This window comes from Acinetobacter sp. SK-43 (genome assembly GCF_015351505.1).
Classification (GTDB): domain Bacteria; phylum Pseudomonadota; class Gammaproteobacteria; order Pseudomonadales; family Moraxellaceae; genus Acinetobacter; species Acinetobacter junii.
In genome coordinates, this window is record NZ_JADKPY010000069.1 from 1 (window position 1) to 19,095 (window position 19,095).

General features: G+C 37.6%; 21 protein-coding genes. 12 read left to right on the plus strand and 9 right to left on the minus strand.

What is annotated here, in order from left to right:
* Positions 1-23: 23 nt before the first annotated feature.
* Complete coding sequence (locus IRT38_RS12900; RefSeq protein ID WP_194597936.1) at positions 24-1,748, minus strand: glutamine--tRNA ligase/YqeY domain fusion protein; 1,725 nt, start codon at positions 1,746-1,748, stop codon at positions 24-26.
* A gap of 169 nt (positions 1,749-1,917) precedes the next feature.
* On the opposite strand from IRT38_RS12900, the gene IRT38_RS12905 reads away from it, so the two are divergent.
* The 3 genes from IRT38_RS12905 (at position 1,918) to IRT38_RS12915 (ending at position 3,961) form a co-directional block, all read left to right on the plus strand.
* Positions 1,918-2,427, plus strand: coding sequence for a peptidylprolyl isomerase (locus IRT38_RS12905; RefSeq protein WP_004912121.1), 510 nt, complete (start codon positions 1,918-1,920; stop codon positions 2,425-2,427).
* A gap of 21 nt (positions 2,428-2,448) precedes the next feature.
* Entirely contained in the window at positions 2,449-3,165 is a 717-nt protein-coding gene (locus tag IRT38_RS12910; protein ID WP_004962853.1) for a UDP-2,3-diacylglucosamine diphosphatase, read from the plus strand.
* Positions 3,166-3,307: 142 nt separating this feature from the next.
* Positions 3,308-3,961 carry an oxygen-insensitive NAD(P)H-dependent nitroreductase NfsB gene (locus IRT38_RS12915; RefSeq protein WP_004962856.1) on the plus strand — a complete coding sequence of 218 codons (654 nt, stop codon included), beginning with the start codon at positions 3,308-3,310 and terminating at the stop codon, positions 3,959-3,961.
* 27 nt (positions 3,962-3,988) lie between these two features.
* Here IRT38_RS12915 and IRT38_RS12920 read toward each other — a convergent pair whose 3' ends face one another.
* The 5 genes from IRT38_RS12920 to tsaE form a co-directional block, all read right to left on the minus strand.
* Entirely contained in the window at positions 3,989-4,849 is an 861-nt protein-coding gene (locus tag IRT38_RS12920) for a DMT family transporter (RefSeq protein WP_005402375.1), read from the minus strand.
* A gap of 79 nt (positions 4,850-4,928) precedes the next feature.
* Positions 4,929-5,438 (minus strand): RNA chaperone Hfq, encoded by a 510-nt coding sequence (hfq, locus tag IRT38_RS12925; protein WP_005160898.1) that lies wholly within the window; start codon positions 5,436-5,438, stop codon positions 4,929-4,931.
* Between the two features lie 91 nt (positions 5,439-5,529).
* Complete coding sequence (gene miaA / locus IRT38_RS12930; protein WP_004912131.1) at positions 5,530-6,474, minus strand: tRNA (adenosine(37)-N6)-dimethylallyltransferase MiaA; 945 nt, start codon at positions 6,472-6,474, stop codon at positions 5,530-5,532.
* A gap of 6 nt (positions 6,475-6,480) precedes the next feature.
* Positions 6,481-8,454, minus strand: a complete 1,974-nt coding sequence (gene mutL, locus IRT38_RS12935; protein WP_194597937.1) for a DNA mismatch repair endonuclease MutL — start codon at positions 8,452-8,454, stop codon at positions 6,481-6,483.
* A complete protein-coding gene (gene tsaE, locus IRT38_RS12940) occupies positions 8,444-8,920 on the minus strand; it encodes a tRNA (adenosine(37)-N6)-threonylcarbamoyltransferase complex ATPase subunit type 1 TsaE (protein ID WP_042893077.1) in 477 nt (158 codons plus the stop codon). The genes mutL and tsaE overlap by 11 nt, the downstream gene beginning before the upstream one ends.
* A gap of 121 nt (positions 8,921-9,041) precedes the next feature.
* Between tsaE and IRT38_RS12945 the strand changes: the two genes are divergently transcribed.
* The 4 genes from IRT38_RS12945 (at position 9,042) to IRT38_RS12960 (ending at position 11,222) form a co-directional block, all read left to right on the plus strand.
* Positions 9,042-9,329 carry a hypothetical protein gene (locus IRT38_RS12945; protein WP_194597938.1) on the plus strand — a complete coding sequence of 96 codons (288 nt, stop codon included), beginning with the start codon at positions 9,042-9,044 and terminating at the stop codon, positions 9,327-9,329.
* A gap of 20 nt (positions 9,330-9,349) precedes the next feature.
* On the plus strand, positions 9,350-10,264 hold the full coding sequence (locus tag IRT38_RS12950; protein ID WP_112986843.1) for a pseudouridine synthase: 915 nt from the start codon (positions 9,350-9,352) through the stop codon (positions 10,262-10,264).
* A 110-nt stretch (positions 10,265-10,374) separates the two neighbouring features.
* Complete coding sequence (locus IRT38_RS12955) at positions 10,375-10,683, plus strand: type II toxin-antitoxin system RelB/DinJ family antitoxin (RefSeq protein ID WP_194597939.1); 309 nt, start codon at positions 10,375-10,377, stop codon at positions 10,681-10,683.
* 95 nt (positions 10,684-10,778) lie between these two features.
* Positions 10,779-11,222 (plus strand): GNAT family N-acetyltransferase, encoded by a 444-nt coding sequence (locus IRT38_RS12960; protein ID WP_194597940.1) that lies wholly within the window; start codon positions 10,779-10,781, stop codon positions 11,220-11,222.
* On the opposite strand, the gene IRT38_RS12965 is transcribed toward IRT38_RS12960, so the two are convergent.
* Complete coding sequence (locus IRT38_RS12965; protein ID WP_112986844.1) at positions 11,223-11,936, minus strand: pseudouridine synthase; 714 nt, start codon at positions 11,934-11,936, stop codon at positions 11,223-11,225.
* A 247-nt stretch (positions 11,937-12,183) separates the two neighbouring features.
* Between IRT38_RS12965 and IRT38_RS12970 the strand changes: the two genes are divergently transcribed.
* Together IRT38_RS12970 and IRT38_RS12975 are read left to right on the plus strand one after the other, a co-directional pair.
* Positions 12,184-12,684, plus strand: a complete 501-nt coding sequence (locus IRT38_RS12970; RefSeq protein WP_004955072.1) for a hypothetical protein — start codon at positions 12,184-12,186, stop codon at positions 12,682-12,684.
* A gap of 126 nt (positions 12,685-12,810) precedes the next feature.
* Complete coding sequence (locus tag IRT38_RS12975; protein WP_194597941.1) at positions 12,811-13,812, plus strand: LLM class flavin-dependent oxidoreductase; 1,002 nt, start codon at positions 12,811-12,813, stop codon at positions 13,810-13,812.
* Between the two features lie 40 nt (positions 13,813-13,852).
* Here IRT38_RS12975 and IRT38_RS12980 read toward each other — a convergent pair whose 3' ends face one another.
* Positions 13,853-14,575 (minus strand): hypothetical protein, encoded by a 723-nt coding sequence (locus IRT38_RS12980; protein WP_194597942.1) that lies wholly within the window; start codon positions 14,573-14,575, stop codon positions 13,853-13,855.
* A gap of 70 nt (positions 14,576-14,645) precedes the next feature.
* Positions 14,646-15,482, minus strand: a complete 837-nt coding sequence (locus tag IRT38_RS12985) for a pyruvate, water dikinase regulatory protein (protein WP_004912152.1) — start codon at positions 15,480-15,482, stop codon at positions 14,646-14,648.
* Positions 15,483-15,640: 158 nt separating this feature from the next.
* Here IRT38_RS12985 and ppsA point away from each other — a divergent pair, with 158 nt between their 5' ends.
* The 3 genes from ppsA to IRT38_RS13000 form a co-directional block, all read left to right on the plus strand.
* A complete protein-coding gene (gene ppsA / locus IRT38_RS12990; RefSeq protein ID WP_004912155.1) occupies positions 15,641-18,019 on the plus strand; it encodes a phosphoenolpyruvate synthase in 2,379 nt (792 codons plus the stop codon).
* Between the two features lie 68 nt (positions 18,020-18,087).
* Positions 18,088-18,855 (plus strand): RDD family protein, encoded by a 768-nt coding sequence (locus tag IRT38_RS12995; RefSeq protein ID WP_112986847.1) that lies wholly within the window; start codon positions 18,088-18,090, stop codon positions 18,853-18,855.
* A gap of 130 nt (positions 18,856-18,985) precedes the next feature.
* Positions 18,986-19,095, plus strand: a 110-nt coding sequence (locus IRT38_RS13000; RefSeq protein WP_151834610.1) for a DUF4372 domain-containing protein, incomplete at its 3' end; no start/stop codon positions are given.

Sequence of the window (19,095 nt, forward strand, 5' to 3'; positions counted from 1 at the left end):
GGATATTCCCCCTTTTTGCTGTCTTATTTCTTATCGACTTTAAAACTATCTTTCAAATCAAGAATGCGATTGAATACAGGTTTATCAGCATTATGATCATGCTGATCTGCAACAAAATACCCTTCTCGTTCAAATTGGAAACGATCTTCAGGCTTTGCCTGAGCTAAAGCAGGTTCAATCACAGCTTGCACAACTTTTAATGATTCAGGATTAAGATTTGCTAAGAAGTCATCATCTGCATCAGGTGCCGCTTCAGTAAACAAACGATCATAGATTCGAACTTCTGCAGGTACACCTTTAGTTGCTGATACCCAATGAATAACCCCCTTAACTTTACGCCCCTCAGGGTTTTTACCTAAAGTTTCAGGATCAATTGAACATTTAAGTTCAATAACTTCATCGTTCGCATCCTTAATCACTTCATCACATTTGATCACATAAGCATGACGTAAGCGTACTTCACCATCAGGAATTAAACGTTTAAAACCTTTAGGTGGGACTTCTTCAAAATCCTTACGATCAATATAGATTTCACGAGTTAAGGGAATAATTCGCTCGCCCATATCAACGTTTGGATGGCGGGCATGCGTTAGATCTAACTCTTCAGCTAAATTCGTCAGAGTCACTTTAAGTGGATTTAGTACAGCCATTCCACGTGCTGCGGTATTTTCTAATGACTGACGAATACAGAATTCAAGCATTGCTACATCAACAATACCATCCGTTTTAGACACACCTACACGCTTACAGAAATCACGTAAACCTTCTGGAGTAAAACCACGACGACGCATACCAACAACGGTAGGCATACGTGGGTCGTCCCACCCATTCACATAACCACCCTCAACCAATTTACGCAGTTTACGTTTAGAGGTGATCGTATAATCCACATTTAGACGTGAAGACTCATACTGACGAGGAACTGCATCAGAGTGAACTTTTTCAACAATCCAGTCATAGAATGGGCGATGATCTTGGAACTCTAATGTACATAAAGAATGCGTAATCCCTTCGATAGCATCAGATAATGGATGAGCGTAATCATACATTGGATAAATTTTCCATTTATCCCCTGTTTGATGATGTTCTGAATGTAATACACGGTATAGGATCGGATCACGCATGTGAACATTTGGGCTCGCCATATCAATTTTGGCACGTAAAACAGCACCACCTTCCTGAATTTCACCGTTACGCATTTGTTCAAAACGCGCTAAGTTTTCTTCTACAGTGGCATCACGATAAGGTGAGTTCTTACCTGGCTCTACAAAGTTACCGCGATTAAGTCTAATTTCTTCAGGCGTTTGCAGATCGACATAAGCATCGCCTTGCTTAATGAGCTGAACCGCCCATGTATAAAGTTGATCAAAATAGCCAGAAGCATAACGAGGTTCACCATTCCAGTCGAAACCGAGCCATTTCACGTCATTGGCGATACCATCTACATACTCTTGATCTTCGGCATCAGGATTAGTATCGTCAAAACGCAGATTACATAAGCCGTCAAATTCCTCGGCAATACCGAAATTTAGGCAAATCGCTTTCACGTGGCCAATGTGTAAATAACCATTTGGTTCAGGCGGAAAACGTGTCACAACTTTCTGAGTACGACCTTCTTTTAAATCATCAGTGATTACTTGGCGAACGAAATCTAAGCCTGCCTGTTGTTCTTGCTGCGCAGCATCGACAGAGGCATGAGTATTCGTCGGGGTCTTTGGCAGTTCTGAAACAACATCATTTGGCTTCATAAGGTGTAAATCACTTCTTGCTTGTTAAAAAATAGAAAATTAAAACGCAAACTTTGGTTTTTATCAAAGATTTTAACGTTTTTTACTTGCCTTGTAGTTTACAGTTTGCTTATGCTTCTCTCAACCAAAAACCCATGGTCAATTTGCCCATGTTTAGGAGATTAATGTAATGAGTTTTCCTCAAGTCGAATTAAACACCAACAAAGGTCGTATTGTTCTTGAGCTTAACGCTGAAAAAGCACCAAAAACGGTTGCAAATTTCTTAGAATATGTACGTGACGGTTTCTATGACGGCGTAATTTTCCACCGTGTGATTGATGGTTTCATGATCCAAGGCGGTGGCATGGACGAAAACTTCAAAGAAAAAGCTACTCGTGATTCTATCGAAAATGAAGCTGACAACGGCTTAAGCAACGATGAAGGCACAATTGCTATGGCACGTACGCAAGCTCCTCATTCTGCGTCAGCTCAATTCTTTATCAACGTAAAAAATAACTCTTTCTTAAACCACACTGGTAAAACAGCACAAGGTTGGGGTTACGCAGTATTTGGTAAAGTTGTAGAAGGTATGGATGTTGTAGCTACAATTAAAGGTGTGCGTACTGGTAACCGTGGTTATCATGCTGATGTTCCTTTAGAGAATGTAGTTATCGAATCTGCTAAAATTATCTCTGAATAATTTTATCCAACAGGATTCTTTGTGACTTATCTGTTTATATCAGATTTACACTTGTCACCTGATCACCCTCGACTCGTTCGAGGGTTTTTGGCTTTATTAAAAGAATATAAAAATAAAAACACTCAACTCTATATTTTAGGTGATTGGTTTAATGCTTGGATTGGTGATGATTATAGTGCCCCATGGCTAGATGAAATTATTACAGCCTTACAAGAATTTACAGCTGCAAATAATCATGTTTATTTCCAAGTTGGAAATCGAGATTTTGTTTTGGGTAAGAAGTTTTTAGCATTATTTAATGCTACGCTTTTACCTGATGTTTATATTCTAGAAATTAATCATAGGAAGTTTCGCCTCGAACATGGCGATGCTTTATGTACTGATGATGTTGCTTATCAACGTTTTCGCAAAGTGATACGTAATCCAATCTTATTGGGCATTCTAAAGCGTACACCTTTAAATTTTAGACAAAAACTTGCCAATGGTTTTCGTAAAAAAAGTAGTGAAACTAAACAACTAAAAAGTTATGACATTATGGATGTGAATCTGCATGCAGTTGAAAATGCAATTCATCAAGTAGATTTCTTAATCCACGGTCATACCCATCGCCCTGAAATTCACGAAGTTATCAATAAAAAGCGTATTGTCCTTGGTGATTGGCGTGAAGATACGGCTTGGATACTTGAGATTAATGAGCAAGAAAACTTTAAGCTAGATTTCAAAAAATGGTCATATTAATCGAGTAAAAACGTAGAATATTTTTGACTAACTTATTCACCGTTCGTAAAACTTAAATCTATATAAAAAATCACATTTAGCTACTTTCGATGTAATTAATATCAAGTAAAATCATTAAAATTTCTAATTGAGTGAAAGACGGATGGATGTTCTAGTTACTGCCAAAACACGCTATGCAACAAAGGCATATAATGCAGAGAAAAAAATTCCACAACAACAATTTGAAAAACTACTCGAAGTTCTGCGTTTTAGCCCTTCTTCAGTAAATATTCAGCCTTGGCACTTTTTAATTGCTGAAACCGATGAGGCGAAACAAAGAATTGCGAAGGCCCTAACTGGTAATTATATTTATAATTCAGCAAAAGTTTTAAATTCTTCGCATACTCTTGTATTTTGTACTCGTACTGATATCAGCGCTGAATACTTAGAACAATTACTACAACAAGATGAACTAAATGGTCGCTTCAAAGATGAAACCGCAAAACAAGGGCAACGAGATACTCGTAAAGGCTATGTTGAGTTTTATCGTAATGAACTCAAAAATCTCTCTGCTTGGATGGAAAATCAAACTTATCTTGCACTTGGGCAACTACTATTCGCTGCAGGATTAGAAGGAATTGATGCAACCCCAATGGAAGGCTTTGATCGAGATACTATCAATCAAGAATTTGGATTAGCTGAAAAAGGTTTAAAGGCATCCGTTGTTGTTTCTCTAGGTTATCGTAGTGAAAATGACTTTAATGCAAAATTGCCTAAATCTCGACTGCCAGATCAAGTCGTATTCACTCGCTTATAATTTTTATTTAAGGGAGTCAAAGCTCCCTTAATTCATCATTGATTTAGCTAAACACAGCACCGCAAGTATTCCAGCAAATAAACCAATCCATGTGTAAGTAGTTAGTTTTTCTTTAAAAAACACTACGCCACTAACTACACCTAACATGACGACAAGAATATTCATTCCAGCAAATACGATTGCAGGTGACTCTTTAAAAATCATATGTGCTTTTACATACAAGGCAATATTCGCGAAATTTACCCCACCAAGAAGTAGACCCATAAATATATTTTTAGGTTGCCAATTTGGTTGCGCAAATGCGAGATAGCCTATTGATAAAATAAATGCAGCTATAAATGTTAAATTTAATGTCACTGCAAACTGCAGCCCTAAAGTACTGCTATATTTAAGCAATACATCAATTGCAGCATATCCAGCCCAAACACTTAACAGGAAAAGCACTGATCTTACACTGGTGCCTTTAAGCGATTTCTCAGTCGCCTGTCCAAAAATAATAGCGAAGACTGCGATTATCCCAACACCGACACCAATTAATTTTAACTGGCTAAATTGTTCTGAAAATATAAAGTAGGCCGCAAGTAAAGAAAGTATAACTGATAATCTTTGGGCTATTTCAGTTTTAAGAATTCCAGCAAATTGCAATGATTTAGCTAAGCATAAGAAAATGCTAGGGAGTAAAATAGCTAAAAGAAAAATAAGCCACCAAGGAGTATTCTGAATTGAGATATGCGTGATGTCAGTTTTAAACCAATAAAAACACAAGATGCTTGCACTCAAATAGTTCCATGCGATCATTTGAAAGACATCAAACCCTTTTGTTTTTAAAAACTTTAATAAAATCGATACCAGTACACTGCAACACGCAGCAGCAATAATCATTTCCATAATATTTATTCTGACTTTTTAAACACAAAAAAATGCCAGTCTGAAATTAGACTGGCATTTTCTTAACGATCATGATCAATTAACGATTATTTTCGTCTTCTTGACCATCTTCGAATTTAGTTTCGCTGTCGAAGCCACCTTGATGACCACCGAAGCCACCTTGGCTACCAAAGCCGCCTTGACCACCGAAGCCACCTTGACCACCGAAGCCACCTTGACCACCGAAGCCACCTTGACCACCGAAGCCACCTTGACCACCGAAGCCACCTTGACCGCCGAAGCCGCCACCTTGACCACCGAAGCCACCAGCAGCACCTTGACCACCGAAGCCACCTGTAGCACCTTGAGCTGGGAAGCCACCAGTACCTTGAGCACCAGCTGGACGAGGGTTACGCGCAGGAACAACTGTAGAAATAGCGTGTTTGTAAACCATTTGGCTTACAGTGTTCTTTAACAAAACAACATATTGGTCAAAAGACTCAATATGCCCCTGCAATTTAATACCGTTCACAAGGAAAATAGAAACTGGAATACGTTCTTTACGGAGAGAATTTAAGAACGGATCTTGTAAAGTTTGACCTTTAGACATTTTTAACTCCAAAAAAATTTTAAATCAGCGCAAAAAAACTATCTTTATTTTTCAACTAAAAATTATAAAAAGACAGCCTGCGAATTTTGCTTTATCCAAAGAAGTTTCGCAAGTCTTCTTTCGCCTGCTTTATCGTCACGTAAGTTTTAAAATCGTGTATTTCTTGCAAAGAACGTAACCAAGTGTATTGACGTTTGGCAAGTTGCCGTGTCGCAAATAGCGCTTTGTTCTCCATTTCTACTTTATTTTTGAGACTTAAGTCACTTTTTAATAAAAAATCTAAAGCTTGACGATAACCAACAGACCGCATGGATGGTAAATTGTCATTTAAATCGTATTTAACAATTAGCTCCTCCACTTCATTCAAAAAACCAATATCCCACATTTTGCTCAATCTTTGCTCAATGCGTTTATGTAATTCTAACCGATCAGGCATCAAAGCGTAGTTATGAAAAGTGTAACGGTATGGTTGATTTTTAGGTTGTTCTGCTTGTAGTTTTGTTATCGGCTCGCCAGTTAATCTATACACCTCGAGCGCACGAATAATGCGTTGTTTATCCGAGACTTTAAATTTCTGCCCCGCAATGGGATCAACTGCAACTAATTCATCATAAACTGCTTGCCAGCCTTCTTGTTCCGCTTTTGCTACGATTTCTTCCCGCGTTTTCGCATCTGCATTAGGTAAGTTATCTGCAAGCCCTTCCAGCAATGCTTTGAAATAAAGCATCGTGCCACCCACTAAAATCGGGGTCTTGCCTCTCTTGTGCATATCATCAATCAGTGGACATACATCCTCGACGAATTGCGCTGCAGAATAAACTTCTAATGGTGTAATAATATCAATCAAATGATGAGGATATTGTTCCTGCTCTTCTTTAGTTGGTTTTGCAGTACCAATATCCATGTCTTTATAAACTAAAGCTGAATCGACTGAAATAAGTTCAAAATTTCCACGCTCATAAAGTTCACATGCCAATGCTGTTTTACCACTTGCGGTAGGCCCCATTAAATTGATGACGGGCAATTGATTTGACATGTAGAACTACTCTCCTCGAGCAAATAATTTATCTAGTTGGTGAAGTGGGAATGCACGCCACGTTGGACGACCATGGTTGCATTGACTGGCAAACTCAGTTTGTTCCATTTGACGTAATAAAGCATTCATCTCTGATAAACTCAATTGACGATGTGCACGAACAGCACCATGACATGCCATTCCTGCTAAAAGTTCATCACGTTTTTGCAATAAGCCTCTTGCTTCATCATTTGGATCAAGATCATTTAACAGCTCTGGAATCAGACGATCAAAGTCAGCTTTTTGTAAAATGGCAGGTACACCACGCACAATTACTTGTTCATCACCATATTGGTTGATTTCTAAACCCAAACGCTGTAATTGAGGTTGTAATTCTTCAATTCGCACGGCTTGCATACGGGTGATAGGAACAACTTTCGGAATTAAGAGTTGCTGTGATGTCCAAAATTCAGGTTTATCCCATGCTGATTTCATTTGTTGCAGCAAAATACGTTCATGCGCGGCATGCATATCAACAATAATTAAACCCTCAGTATTCTGAGCTAATATATAGATTCCATGAAGCTGTGCAATTGCGATACCGAGTGGAAATTCGTCTACTCGAGTTTTAAATCCCTCTAGGTCACCATTTTTCACAGATGAAGTATCTTCATGCTCAAATGATGTTTTCTCATCTCGTAAAGGAGCAAGATAAGTTTTTAGTGCGTTATTGAGTTGAAATGAACCATTGTAACTTGGTTCTTGCGGTACTGAATTATATTGCACAGCTTGTGGACGACTTTGATTAAACTCTGTAAGTAAATCAGTTGAAATCTGATTTTGATCATTTATTGAGAATTCAGTTTCAACATGATTACGATGTAAATTAAATTGTTCTTGGTACTTAGGTTGCGATTGATAATTAAAATTTGTTGTGAATTCTTCCACTTTCATCGCTTGGGCTAAATCAGCACTTGCAGTTTGAAATTGTGACAAGGTTTCTTTTGCATAGTGTCGCACAAACTCGTGAACTTCGCGCTGATTCAAAAAACGTATTTCATGCTTCGTTGGATGTACATTTACATCAATATTTTCTGGATCAACTTCTAAAAAAAGTAAGTACGAAGAATGCTGATGACCATGCAAAATCCCGTCATAAGCCATTCTTAAAGCATGTGAAATTGTTTTATCTTTTACAATACGACCATTTACATACACATATTGCAAGTCTGCTTGAGCACGTGCATCAGATGGATGACCTAACCAACCTGACAAACGCATATTGATACTTTCAGCATCTATCCAATACGCATTTTGAATGAATTGTTGACCTAATAGTTGTTGAACACGTTGATAGCGTAACTCTCCACTATCTGCGACGGGTAAATTCAGGCGAATATTGTCGTTGTGTTCTAAAACAAAACGAATATCAAAATGAGTCAGAGCCAAACGGCGAACTATTTCTTCAATATGACCAAATTCCGTACTTGGTTTCTTTAAAAACTTACGGCGCGCAGGTACATTAAAAAATAAATCTTGCACACGAATATGTGTTCCTTTCTGTGCAGCGACAGCTTGAACTTGTTGATGATCAAACGCAGTACCATTCACTTCGACCTGATAGCCAATTCCTTGTTCATCTTGACTACTGGTTAATGTTAAACGTGACACCGCAGCAATCGACGCAAGCGCCTCCCCGCGAAAACCTAAACTGACAATTGCATGAAGATCTTCAGAAGTTTTAATTTTACTCGTAGCATGGCGCATTACAGCCAACGACAAATCATCTGAATGAATACCATGACCATTATCTATGATTTCTATCAGTGTTGAACCACCTTGAGCTACGCGAATAATCAACTCAGTCGCACCAGCATCAATTGAGTTTTCTAATAATTCTTTGACCACAGATGAGGGACGTTCAATTACCTCACCTGCCGCAATTTGGTTCGCTAGTGCGGCATCGAGAGTATGAATACGACGTATTGAATCATGCACCATGCAATTGTTCCTGCAAAGTTTCGGCTAGCTGCTGTGAATTTACATCTAATGTCACAAAACGAGTTAACTCATCATCTGATTTTTGTATATCAATAACAACATCAGCCTGTGGAATTTCATCACCACCTTTTGATGGCCATTCAAATAAAAATAACCCATTTGGTGTTTCAAGATAATCTCTAATACCCATTAACTCTAATTCATATGGATCATCTAATCGGTATAAATCAAAATGGAAAACTTCTTGACCATTGATGGTGTAAGGCTCAACCAATGTATATGTCGGGCTTTTTACTGAGCCTTGATGCCCCAAACTCTGAAGAAAGTAGCGTGTGAAAGTCGTTTTACCAGCACCTAGATCACCAATCAAATAAATAATGCCTGAACGAATCTGCTGAGATAAGACTTGTGCAAAACGTTGAGTGTCTTGTTCATGATTTAGGGTAAATTTCACTGAATACGACATGGCAAATAAAACAAAATTGGGATAGCAGCTATGATAACATTGCCCTGCTTTAAAGCCTAATCCGTAAAGAAAAGCTGCTACATTTTAATGCAATTATGATCTCAAAAATTAAAGGATCAATATGTCTTCTGAAGCTTTATTAATTGACTGTACAAGCCACGGTCAAAACTATGCTGCTGTCATATGCGGGCATTTAGTTCAAAATCATGGACATCCATTAGGATTTATTGAAAACGTTTCAGATCGAACCAATCCTCAAGGTTGGTGCTTAGCATGTGAATATGTTTTTACACAAGAACAAGAAATGACTGATGTATTTCGTAATTTCAACCAAATGGCAGTAGTGTGTATTGAATGCTATGACAGCATTAAAAATAAACACAATATCTACCCACATCCTTCAGTTTAAATTACCTACTTTAATATCTTATGATGAAAGCTGCAAAATCACTATTTACTCCTCCGTTAATAAATGGTGTTAGTGCCAGTAAAGTCTTTCTACCCAATGATGTCTCTGAATTGACTATTTTTGAATACTTATGTGTTCAATTCCCTCATATACAAGCAATAGAGTGGCAACAACGCTTTGAGGATGGATTAATTTATGCCTCAGACGGTATGAAATTAAGTATTCGAGATAGGTATACGCCCAATACTTTTATTTTCTATTATCGTTTTCTGGCGCATGAAATACATGTGCCATTTGAGCATCAAATTCTATTTGAAGATGAACATTTGCTTGTCGTAGATAAACCACATTTCCTGACGATGTCTCCAACAGGTCAATACGTTCAAGAAACATTATTGGTAAGACTAAAAAAACAAACGGGATATGCTGAACTAACACCAATACATCGACTTGATCGTGAAACTGCAGGCGTAGTGCTTTTCTGTAAGAAAGCAGAATCACGCGGAATCTATCAGCAACTTTTTGCCGAACGAAAAGTACAAAAAACTTATCATGCTATCGCTGCATATCGACCAGAAATCAAATTTCCAATGTCTTTGGAATTACACATGGAAAAAGGTCATCCCTTCTATACCATGCGAGTGAACTATGACAAAACAGCAAATACTGAAACATTTATAGAATTACTTGAACACAATTTCCAACATGCTAAATATCAACTTTCACCCAAAACTGGAAAACAACACCAACTTCGGGTGCATCTCAACCATCTAAATATTCCTATTCTAAATGATCCTTTTTATCCAACCGTGCTACACAAAGCAGACGATGACTTTAATCATCCACTTCAACTGTTAGCAAAAGAAATTAGTTTTATTGATCCGATCAGTAATTTACAAAGAATTTTTAGATCCAACCATGAATTGACATTGTAAGTATGACGTAATGACAAAAAAAGCATTATTTCAACTCAAAACGATTGAAATTAGCTTTTGATCGTTTAAAATACCTAGCGATAATTAAAAAATATTTGGTCATATTTTTCATGAGAAAAACAGAAGTTTATCAGGTTCGTCTTGATTCACAGGAAAAGAAACAAGCTTTTGCTGTTTTTAAGCAGTTAGGTATCACCCCTGCTCAAGCAGTTCGACTTTTCTTCAAACAAGTAGTTTTGACAAAATCTATCCCGTTTGCGATTGAAAACCAAAACATCAACATGGAACAGTTACTGAAATTAAGAAAATCAAAAAATGCTACAACCGCTGATCATTCAACATCTACAGACTTAGAAGATGACCATGAAGATTTGTTTGAAGAACTAAATGCTTTGCTTGGTGAAAGTGACAAAAGTTAACAATGTTGCATTTTTAAACAAGTTTTTAATTTTTAAGCTGAATCTTTTTAGATATTCTGACAATCCAAATAAAATTATAACTCAAGGATTTAGGAATGATTGTCAAGAGAGCAACACGCGAAGACCTAGAACAACTTGCTTTTTTATTTGATGAATATCGTCAATTTTATGGTGCCTCTGCAAACATTAAGCAATCCTACCAATTTTTGAAGCACCGATTTGACAATAAGGAAAGTGTTATCTTTATTCATGTAAAAGATAATGTCTTTACAGGATTTGTCTTACTTTATCTTGCGTTTTCATCAGTTGCTTGTGAAACCTACTATATTTTAGATGATGTCTATGTAACCCCATCCTACCGTAAACAAGGTTCAGCAAAACAACTCATCGACACCGCTATTTTATTTGCAAGACACGAAAATGCTTTACGCATTAGTTTAGAAACCCAAAAAAACAATATTGAATCTCATCGACTTTATGAGCAAATGGGTTTTATGCGGGATGATGAATTCAATACCTTTCATTGCTTCCTCAAATAATTACTTTTCCAGTGCAATATTATGACTAAGCTGTTTTTGTGTAGCAGATAAATACAGCCACTCACCCTCTGGAATTTTTGGCAATTCTAATAAACCAACTTGATGACGATGTAAATCTTCCACCTTATTCCCAACTGCAGCTAACATTCGCTTAACTTGATGATAGACGCCTTGGTGAATCGTCATAGAAAGCTGATGTTCAGAAAATAAATGAACATCCGTAGCAGCGTAAATTCCTTTTTCATTTCTCAGCTCAACACCTTGTTCTAAAGCCTGTTTTTGCTCTTGTGTAATAGGGTCTGCTGTTGTGACATGATAAACTTTTGGAACATGTTTACGCGGATTGGTCAAAGCTTGCAAATATTGACCATCATCAGTTAATAATAATAATCCTGTTGTATCCTGATCTAACCGCCCAACACATTGAATACCACGATGTAGAAGAATTTCGGGAAATAAACTGAATACGCTTTTATGATGCGTTGCTTGGTGAGAACACTCATAACCTTTAGGTTTATTTAACACGATATAAACATTCTCGCGAAATAAATACTCTTCGCCAAAAACTTCAAAACTTAAATGTTCTGTTGGGAAATTTTGCTTCGGATTATCACAAATTTGGTTTTCAATCGTCACTGAACCATTTTTGATAATTTGTTGACAGTATTTTCGAGAACCAAACCCTTGCGATTGCAAAATTTTTTCCAACAACATCTTTTAAATCCGATCAAAAACTCCGTTTATTGTACTCTATTCCTTACCCATACTGCTGTATGTTGAACTGTGTGTATATCCAATATAGGCAATCTTCACAATTTCTCCATTTGTAATACAAGCAATACAAAACCCTTCTAAAAGAATCAAACTCTGAGGCTTGCACTCCATATTTTGGCTCAAAATTCTTGTTACATTTGCTTCAAGCAAAAAATATTGTCTCCAAAAATGGACAAGGAGTTTCGATATGAAATCTAAAATTTGGTTATACAGTACTATTATTGCAACCTCATCTATGCTGTCTGTTGCTCATGCGGATAATTCAACTCGTGTTGCCGCGACTTCAGCACTGGGTAGTGTTGTTGGAACTGCAATCGGTCAACAACTCGGTGGTAATACTGGAGCTATGATTGGTTCAGCGATTGGTGGTGCAGGTGGTGCAGCCGCGTCAAGTAATAAACGCGATCGAACTGAAGCTGCTATTGGTGGAGGATTAGGTGGTGTCGGTGGTTATACTGTAGGACGTAATGTAGCAGGAACCAATGGCGGTTATGTAGGTGCTGCTCTGGGTGCTGCAGGTGGTGCTGTTTTAGGTCAAAAAGTAGGCCAAGATCGTGATCTAGACAATCGAAGATATGATGACCGCTATGAAAATCGTCGCTCATACGATGATAGACGTTATTACAACTCTCGTTACAAATACCGTCACGACAATGGTTTACACCGTGGTTGGTACAAAAATCGTTGATTTTAAATATTTAATATGAGCACCTTCGGGTGCTTTTTTATTATTGAGGTAATATATCGAAAAATTTCGATATACATCAAAAACAATATATCGTATTATTTCGATATATTGTTTTAGGTTATTTCGATGAAATCATTACAAGAGATAAAGTTTTCAGTTCTGGAGCTGGCACCTGTTCGTGAAGATAAAACTATTGAGTTTTCACTTCATCATACACTTGAACTCGCACAACATGTAGAGCAACTAAATTATGAACGTTTTTGGCTAGCTGAGCACCATAATATGGATGGTATCGCAAGTTCCGCTACCGCTGTTCTTTTAGGTTTTATCGCCGCACACACGCAACATATTCGTTTAGGCTCTGGCGGCATTATGCTGCCTAATCATGCACCACTCGTTGTGGCTGAACAGTTTGGTACCCTAGCAACACTTTACCCCAATCGATTTGATTTAGGCTTAGGTCGCGCGCCTGGCACAGATCCTTTGACTATGCGAGCACTTCGACGTGGTCGCCAAGAGACTGAAGACCAATTCCCTCAGGATGTATTAGAAATACTGCAATATTTCAAAGCGCCTCAACCCAATCAAAAAATTATTGCCACACCTGGACAAAATACTCATGTACCCGTTTGGCTATTGGGTTCTAGTCTTTTTAGTGCTCAGTTAGCAGCGAAACTTGGGCTTCCTTATTCTTTTGCATCACATTTTGCTCCACGCATGCTAGGACAAGCTATTCAACTTTATCGCGACAATTTCCAAGCTTCTGAATATCTTGATCAACCGTATGTATCAATGGGTATTCCAACTGTTGTTGCATCTACGGATGAGGAGGCCCAATATTTAGCAACTAGTTCTTATCAACGTATTTTAAACTTGATTCGTGGTGATAGTTTAAAACTTAAACCTCCTGTTAAATCGACTGAAGGCCTTGCAAGTAGCGCTGAACAACTTGCTATACAAAACTTTTATGCGATGGCTCAAATTGGTTCGAAAAATACTGTTCAAGCGGGCCTAAGTAAAATTATCCAACAATATGATGTTGATGAGTTTATTTTCACGTGTGATATATACGATACCCAAAAACGTTTAGACAACTTTAGCCTACTGATGGAAATTAAACACAGTTAAGCACTCTAAATCATGAAGTAAGTATGACTTAGAAAAATACTTACTTCACTGTACTCAAATATTGATAAGCTGCATCTTTTTTGACATATCTTAAATACTTATTTATTGGTCTGAAATTTTGGTCTAATAAAAGAATATCTATAGTACTCAAGTCTTTACTGATACGGATATATTCAGGCATATCACTGCTGCCCATATGATGATTACAATCATAATCAACTGTAATTTGATCCAATAACGATTTCTTGGTTTGAGTTTGAAAAATCTTTGTAGCTTCCAACTTACCTGATGCTGACAATTTAAAGCCTTGAATAGCATAGGTTCCAACACAACTGCTTCCTTTATAATAACTTTCGATCAAATAAATTGGCTGTTTATTCAACAAACTTTGTTTAACACCCAAAATGAAACCAGTCTCAATGGGAGTAACTACATTCTTTCCGTAAATAAGTGTTTGTGAATAAGAAGAGAACTCCCCCATTGTTCCTCCTCCACCGATATCGAAGGTATAAAATTTTATTTTTTTGTCAGGAGAATAATGAGTTCTCAAATTATAGTGATCTTGAAATGCAGGAAAAGAGTAACTAAAGCTTGCTTTATCATTTTGGATTTTAGTCACTATCTCAGTCTCTATTGACTGATTCACATCATAAAAAGATTTGTCTTTATAATTTTTAAATACCCTATTTTCAAACTGGGCTAAGGTCTCGGCATAAATGATTGAGCTAAATATTAATGCAATAAAAATGAAGATGTTTTTCATTTTATCTGTCCGTTTTTCTTATTAGAAATTTGAGTATAGATTTTTTATCTATACTCAATAAACATTCATCTTATCCAATACGACGTTTTAAACCCGTCATCTGTAAAACACGCGTTGAAATTTCCTCAATCGACATTTCAGTCACATTTAAGTATTTAATCCCTTCAGAAATATAAATACCTTCGATCGCACGCAACTCCATTTGGCATTGACTAAAACTCGAATAACGACTATTCGCTTTACGTTCATTGCGAATCGCAACCAAACGCTCAGCATCGATCATTAAGCCAAACAATTTATTCTTATGTTCTTTGAGAATTTTAGGCAAACGATTGTCATCTAAATCTTCTTCTGTGAGAGGATAATTCGCAACACGAATACCAAATTGCAGAGAAAGGTAAATTGAAGTCGGTGTTTTCCCTGAACGCGATACTCCGATCAAAATAATATCTGCTTTATCATAATGTCGAGTTCTTGCACCATCATCATTGTCTAGCGCAAAGTGAACCGCATCAATACGAGCCTTATAATATTCAGAATCCGTTACGGCATGTGTTTGACCAACTAAAGTCGTTGGTGGTGTCCCAAGCTCATCAGATAATTTACTGATTAAGCCTTCAAAAACATCCAAATTTACAGCTTTTGCTGTGTTGATGATTTCTCGAACATGTGGATCAACCAAAGTGTCAAAAACAAGGGGCAAAGAACCATCTCTATTTTGACAAGCATTGATCTCAGCAACAACGTTCATCGCGGCTTCTTCAGTGGTGATATAAGGCATAATATGAATGTCAAAATCAACGTTCGGAAATTGAGCAAGTAGTGAATGCCCAAGAGTTTCAGCCGTAATCGCTGTACCATCTGAAATAAAATATACGCTCCGTTTAATTTCTTTACTTACGGGCATCAAAATTCTCCTTAAACATTTGTCTTAGTGCTCTATAATCTTTATAGTAAACTCATCTAACATGACTGTCGCTTAGTAAAACGGTTAATCTAGGCACTTTCGTATAATTTCATACCAATGATGGTCATTCATACTGCAAAAAAAGTGGAGTAAATACTTTGGAAGCGCGCGTAATCGGTCTGGAAAAATTAGGGAAACACGATGTCGAACTCGTAGGTGGGAAAAACTCATCTTTGGGTGAAATGATCAGCCATTTATCCAATGCTGGTGTATCGGTACCTGGTGGCTTCGCAACAACTGCTGCTGCCTATCGTGAGTTCTTGGATCAAAGCGGTTTAAACGCTCGTATTCAGGCTGAACTTGCACAACTTAATGTAGATGATGTAATCGCACTTGCTGAGACTGGTGCAAAAATCCGTAAATGGATTGTTGATACTCCACTGACCGCCGCATTAGAAAAAGAAATCCGCGAGGCATTTGCAGTACTTTCAAACGGTAATCCAGACATCGCTGTAGCTGTACGCTCTTCTGCAACTGCAGAAGATTTACCTGATGCATCATTTGCAGGTCAACAAGAAACTTTCTTAAATATTCGTGGTATCGATAATATCCTGATCGCGATTAAAGAAGTTTTTGCATCTTTATATAACGATCGTGCGATTGCATATCGTGTACACCAAGGCTTTGAACACAGTGTTGTTGCGCTTTCAGCTGGTGTTCAACGTATGGTTCGTTCTGAAACTGGTGCTGCAGGTGTTATGTTTACACTTGATACAGAATCTGGTTTCCGTGATGTTGTATTCATTACAGCCTCTTATGGTTTGGGTGAAATGGTTGTACAGGGTGCAGTTAACCCTGACGAGTTCTACTTATCTAAGCCACTTTTAAACAATGGCAAACATGCAGTATTACGTCGTAATCTTGGTTCTAAACACCAAAAAATGATTTATGGTGAAGAAGGTTCTGCGGGTAAATCTGTTGTTGTGGTTGATGTAGAAAAACCTGAACGCCAACAATTCGCATTAAATGATCATGAGCTTCATGAACTTGCAAAACAAGCATTAATCATTGAACAACACTACGGTTCACCGATGGATATCGAGTGGGCAAAAGATGGTGATGATGGTCAAATCTACATCGTTCAAGCACGTCCAGAAACCGTAAAAAGTCGCCAAAATGTCGGCACAATGGAACGTTACCTGTTAAAGCAACGCGGTACAGTTATCTGTGAAGGACGTTCTATTGGTCAACGCATCGGTTCAGGTAAAGTTCGCGTCGTAACTTCGATTAAAGAAATGGATAAAGTACAAGACGGTGATGTACTTGTATCTGACATGACTGACCCAGACTGGGAACCAGTAATGAAACGTGCTGCTGCGATTGTAACTAACCGTGGTGGTCGTACATGTCACGCAGCCATTATTGCTCGTGAACTTGGTGTACCTGCAATTGTTGGATGTGGTAATGCAACGGAAGTATTAACTGATGGTCAAGAAGTCACTGTTTCTTGTGCTGAAGGTGATACAGGCTTTATTTATGAAGGTGCGTTAGACTTTGAAGTTCAACGTAACTCTATTCATTCTATGCCAAAACTACCGTTCAAAATTATGATGAACGTTGGTAATCCAGACCGTGCATTTGACTTTGCACAAATCCCAAATGAAGGTATCGGTCTTGCACGTCTCGAGTTCATTATTAACCGAATGATTGGCGTCCACCCTAAAGCTTTATTAAATATTGAAAGTTTGCCACGTGAAACACGTGCAGCAGTGATGACACGAACCGCTGGCTATACCTCTCCGATTGAGTTCTATGTTGAAAAATTAGTTGAAGGTATTTCGACTCTTGCTGCTGCATTTGCGGAAAAACCAGTCATTGTTCGTATGTCTGATTTCAAATCAAATGAATACGCAAACTTAATTGGTGGTAAATTATACGAACCAGAGGAAGAAAACCCGATGTTGGGCTTCCGTGGTGCAAGTCGTTATGTATCAGATAACTTCCGTGATTGTTTCGAGCTTGAATGCCGCGCATTGAAAAAAGTGCGTGATGAAATGGGCTTAACTAACGTACAAATCATGATTCCATTTGTTCGTACAGTTTCTGAAGCAAAACGTGTTATCGAACTACTTGCTCAAAACGGCTTAAAACGTGGTGAGAATGGTTTAAAAATCATCATGATGTGTGAATTACCAACCAATGCTTTATTGGCTGAACAATTCCTTGAACATTTCGATGGTTTCTCTATCGGTTCAAACGATTTAACTCAGCTAACACTAGGTTTAGATCGTGATTCAGGTATTGTTTCTCACTTGTTCGATGAACGTGATGCAGCAGTTAAAGCGCTTCTTTCAATGGCAATTCATGCTTGTCGCAAAGCAGGCAAATACGTTGGTATTTGTGGTCAAGGCCCATCTGACCATCCTGATCTTGCTAAATGGCTAATGGAACAAGGTATTGAATCGGTGTCATTGAACCCAGACTCAGTACTTGATACATGGTTCTTCCTTGCAGAAGAGCAGATCAAAAAGGCTTAATCTTTATTAGAAAAAGACCCTCTTTCGTAGGGTCTTTTTTCATCTTTAGTTCTTGAGATTTTAAAATTATGCAAATTTACTTGGCTCGTAACAACCAACAAGCTGGACCTTACAGTTTAGAACAAGTAAACCAAATGCTCGCAAGTCAACAAGTTTTACTTACTGATTTAGCATGGCATGAAGGTATGACTGAATGGAAAACTCTTGGAGAATTAACTCAAGGCAAACTTGTATACGAACCTGTAGGTTATTCAACTTTTAATACACCAATTAAAAATGAAGCTGAAAATTCAAGCTTCAAAATTAAAGTTGAAACGAAGTCTGATAATTTTGAACTGGCGTCATTTGCGTCGCGTGCGTTGGCAAAAATATTTGATCTAATGCTATGGCTACCGATGGCAGCAATTCCCTCTTTCTTTTTTGATCAAAGCCAATACACTCAATTGTTTGAAATTCAAAAACAATTACAGGCTACAGACGTAGCATCTAGTAAAGCTGTTGAACTGCAACAACAACTTATTCAATTAATTCCAAATGAAGCATGGATCAGTATTTTTGCATATCTTATTATCATGTTGATGTTACAAGCATTCATGATTGCAAAATCAGGTCAAAGTCTTGGAAAGAAAATTGCCAAAATCAAAATCGTAGATGCTGAGACAACCACAAATGTAAATACAATTCGTGCTTTCTGGGTGAGAAGCATACTTTTCATCATTCTGAATCTACTATTTATGCCTTTTATCACAATTATTGATTATGGATTCTTCATGTTGAACAAAAAACGTCAAACTTTGCATGATAAATTAGCCAAAACGAAAGTCGTAAAGCAATAAATAAGTGAAGATATAAAAAAGAGGATTTACTCCACTACTGTCCCATAGTTTGCTCTAAATAAAAAAACCTGAGTCTAAATAGTTAAAATATGAGTGCAAACAAACACTTTAACTATAAAGGACTCAGGTTTTGTCACATCAGAATACCGTATTTCATCAATTACTCAAACCCATTCTAAGACAAGATTTTGAACGTCTGGCTAAACTGCACCACTCTGGGCAAAAATTAAGATCAGCCAC

Coding starts and splice junctions, on each gene's coding strand:
- IRT38_RS12915 (WP_004962856.1), top strand. CDS start 3,308: ATGGATGTTCTAGTTACTGCCAAAACACGCTATGCAACAAAGGCATAT.
- IRT38_RS12950 (WP_112986843.1), top strand. CDS start 9,350: ATGATGAAAGCTGCAAAATCACTATTTACTCCTCCGTTAATAAATGGT.
- miaA (WP_004912131.1), bottom strand. CDS start 6,474: ATGTCAAATCAATTGCCCGTCATCAATTTAATGGGGCCTACCGCAAGT.
- IRT38_RS12960 (WP_194597940.1), top strand. CDS start 10,779: ATGATTGTCAAGAGAGCAACACGCGAAGACCTAGAACAACTTGCTTTT.
- IRT38_RS12965 (WP_112986844.1), bottom strand. CDS start 11,936: ATGTTGTTGGAAAAAATTTTGCAATCGCAAGGGTTTGGTTCTCGAAAA.
- IRT38_RS12900 (WP_194597936.1), bottom strand. CDS start 1,748: ATGAAGCCAAATGATGTTGTTTCAGAACTGCCAAAGACCCCGACGAAT.
- IRT38_RS12995 (WP_112986847.1), top strand. CDS start 18,088: ATGCAAATTTACTTGGCTCGTAACAACCAACAAGCTGGACCTTACAGT.
- IRT38_RS12980 (WP_194597942.1), bottom strand. CDS start 14,575: ATGAAAAACATCTTCATTTTTATTGCATTAATATTTAGCTCAATCATT.
- mutL (WP_194597937.1), bottom strand. CDS start 8,454: ATGGTGCATGATTCAATACGTCGTATTCATACTCTCGATGCCGCACTA.
- IRT38_RS12985 (WP_004912152.1), bottom strand. CDS start 15,482: ATGCCCGTAAGTAAAGAAATTAAACGGAGCGTATATTTTATTTCAGAT.
- IRT38_RS12955 (WP_194597939.1), top strand. CDS start 10,375: ATGAGAAAAACAGAAGTTTATCAGGTTCGTCTTGATTCACAGGAAAAG.
- hfq (WP_005160898.1), bottom strand. CDS start 5,438: ATGTCTAAAGGTCAAACTTTACAAGATCCGTTCTTAAATTCTCTCCGT.
- IRT38_RS12945 (WP_194597938.1), top strand. CDS start 9,042: ATGTCTTCTGAAGCTTTATTAATTGACTGTACAAGCCACGGTCAAAAC.
- IRT38_RS12905 (WP_004912121.1), top strand. CDS start 1,918: ATGAGTTTTCCTCAAGTCGAATTAAACACCAACAAAGGTCGTATTGTT.
- IRT38_RS12975 (WP_194597941.1), top strand. CDS start 12,811: ATGAAATCATTACAAGAGATAAAGTTTTCAGTTCTGGAGCTGGCACCT.
- IRT38_RS12970 (WP_004955072.1), top strand. CDS start 12,184: ATGAAATCTAAAATTTGGTTATACAGTACTATTATTGCAACCTCATCT.
- tsaE (WP_042893077.1), bottom strand. CDS start 8,920: ATGTCGTATTCAGTGAAATTTACCCTAAATCATGAACAAGACACTCAA.
- IRT38_RS12920 (WP_005402375.1), bottom strand. CDS start 4,849: ATGGAAATGATTATTGCTGCTGCGTGTTGCAGTGTACTGGTATCGATT.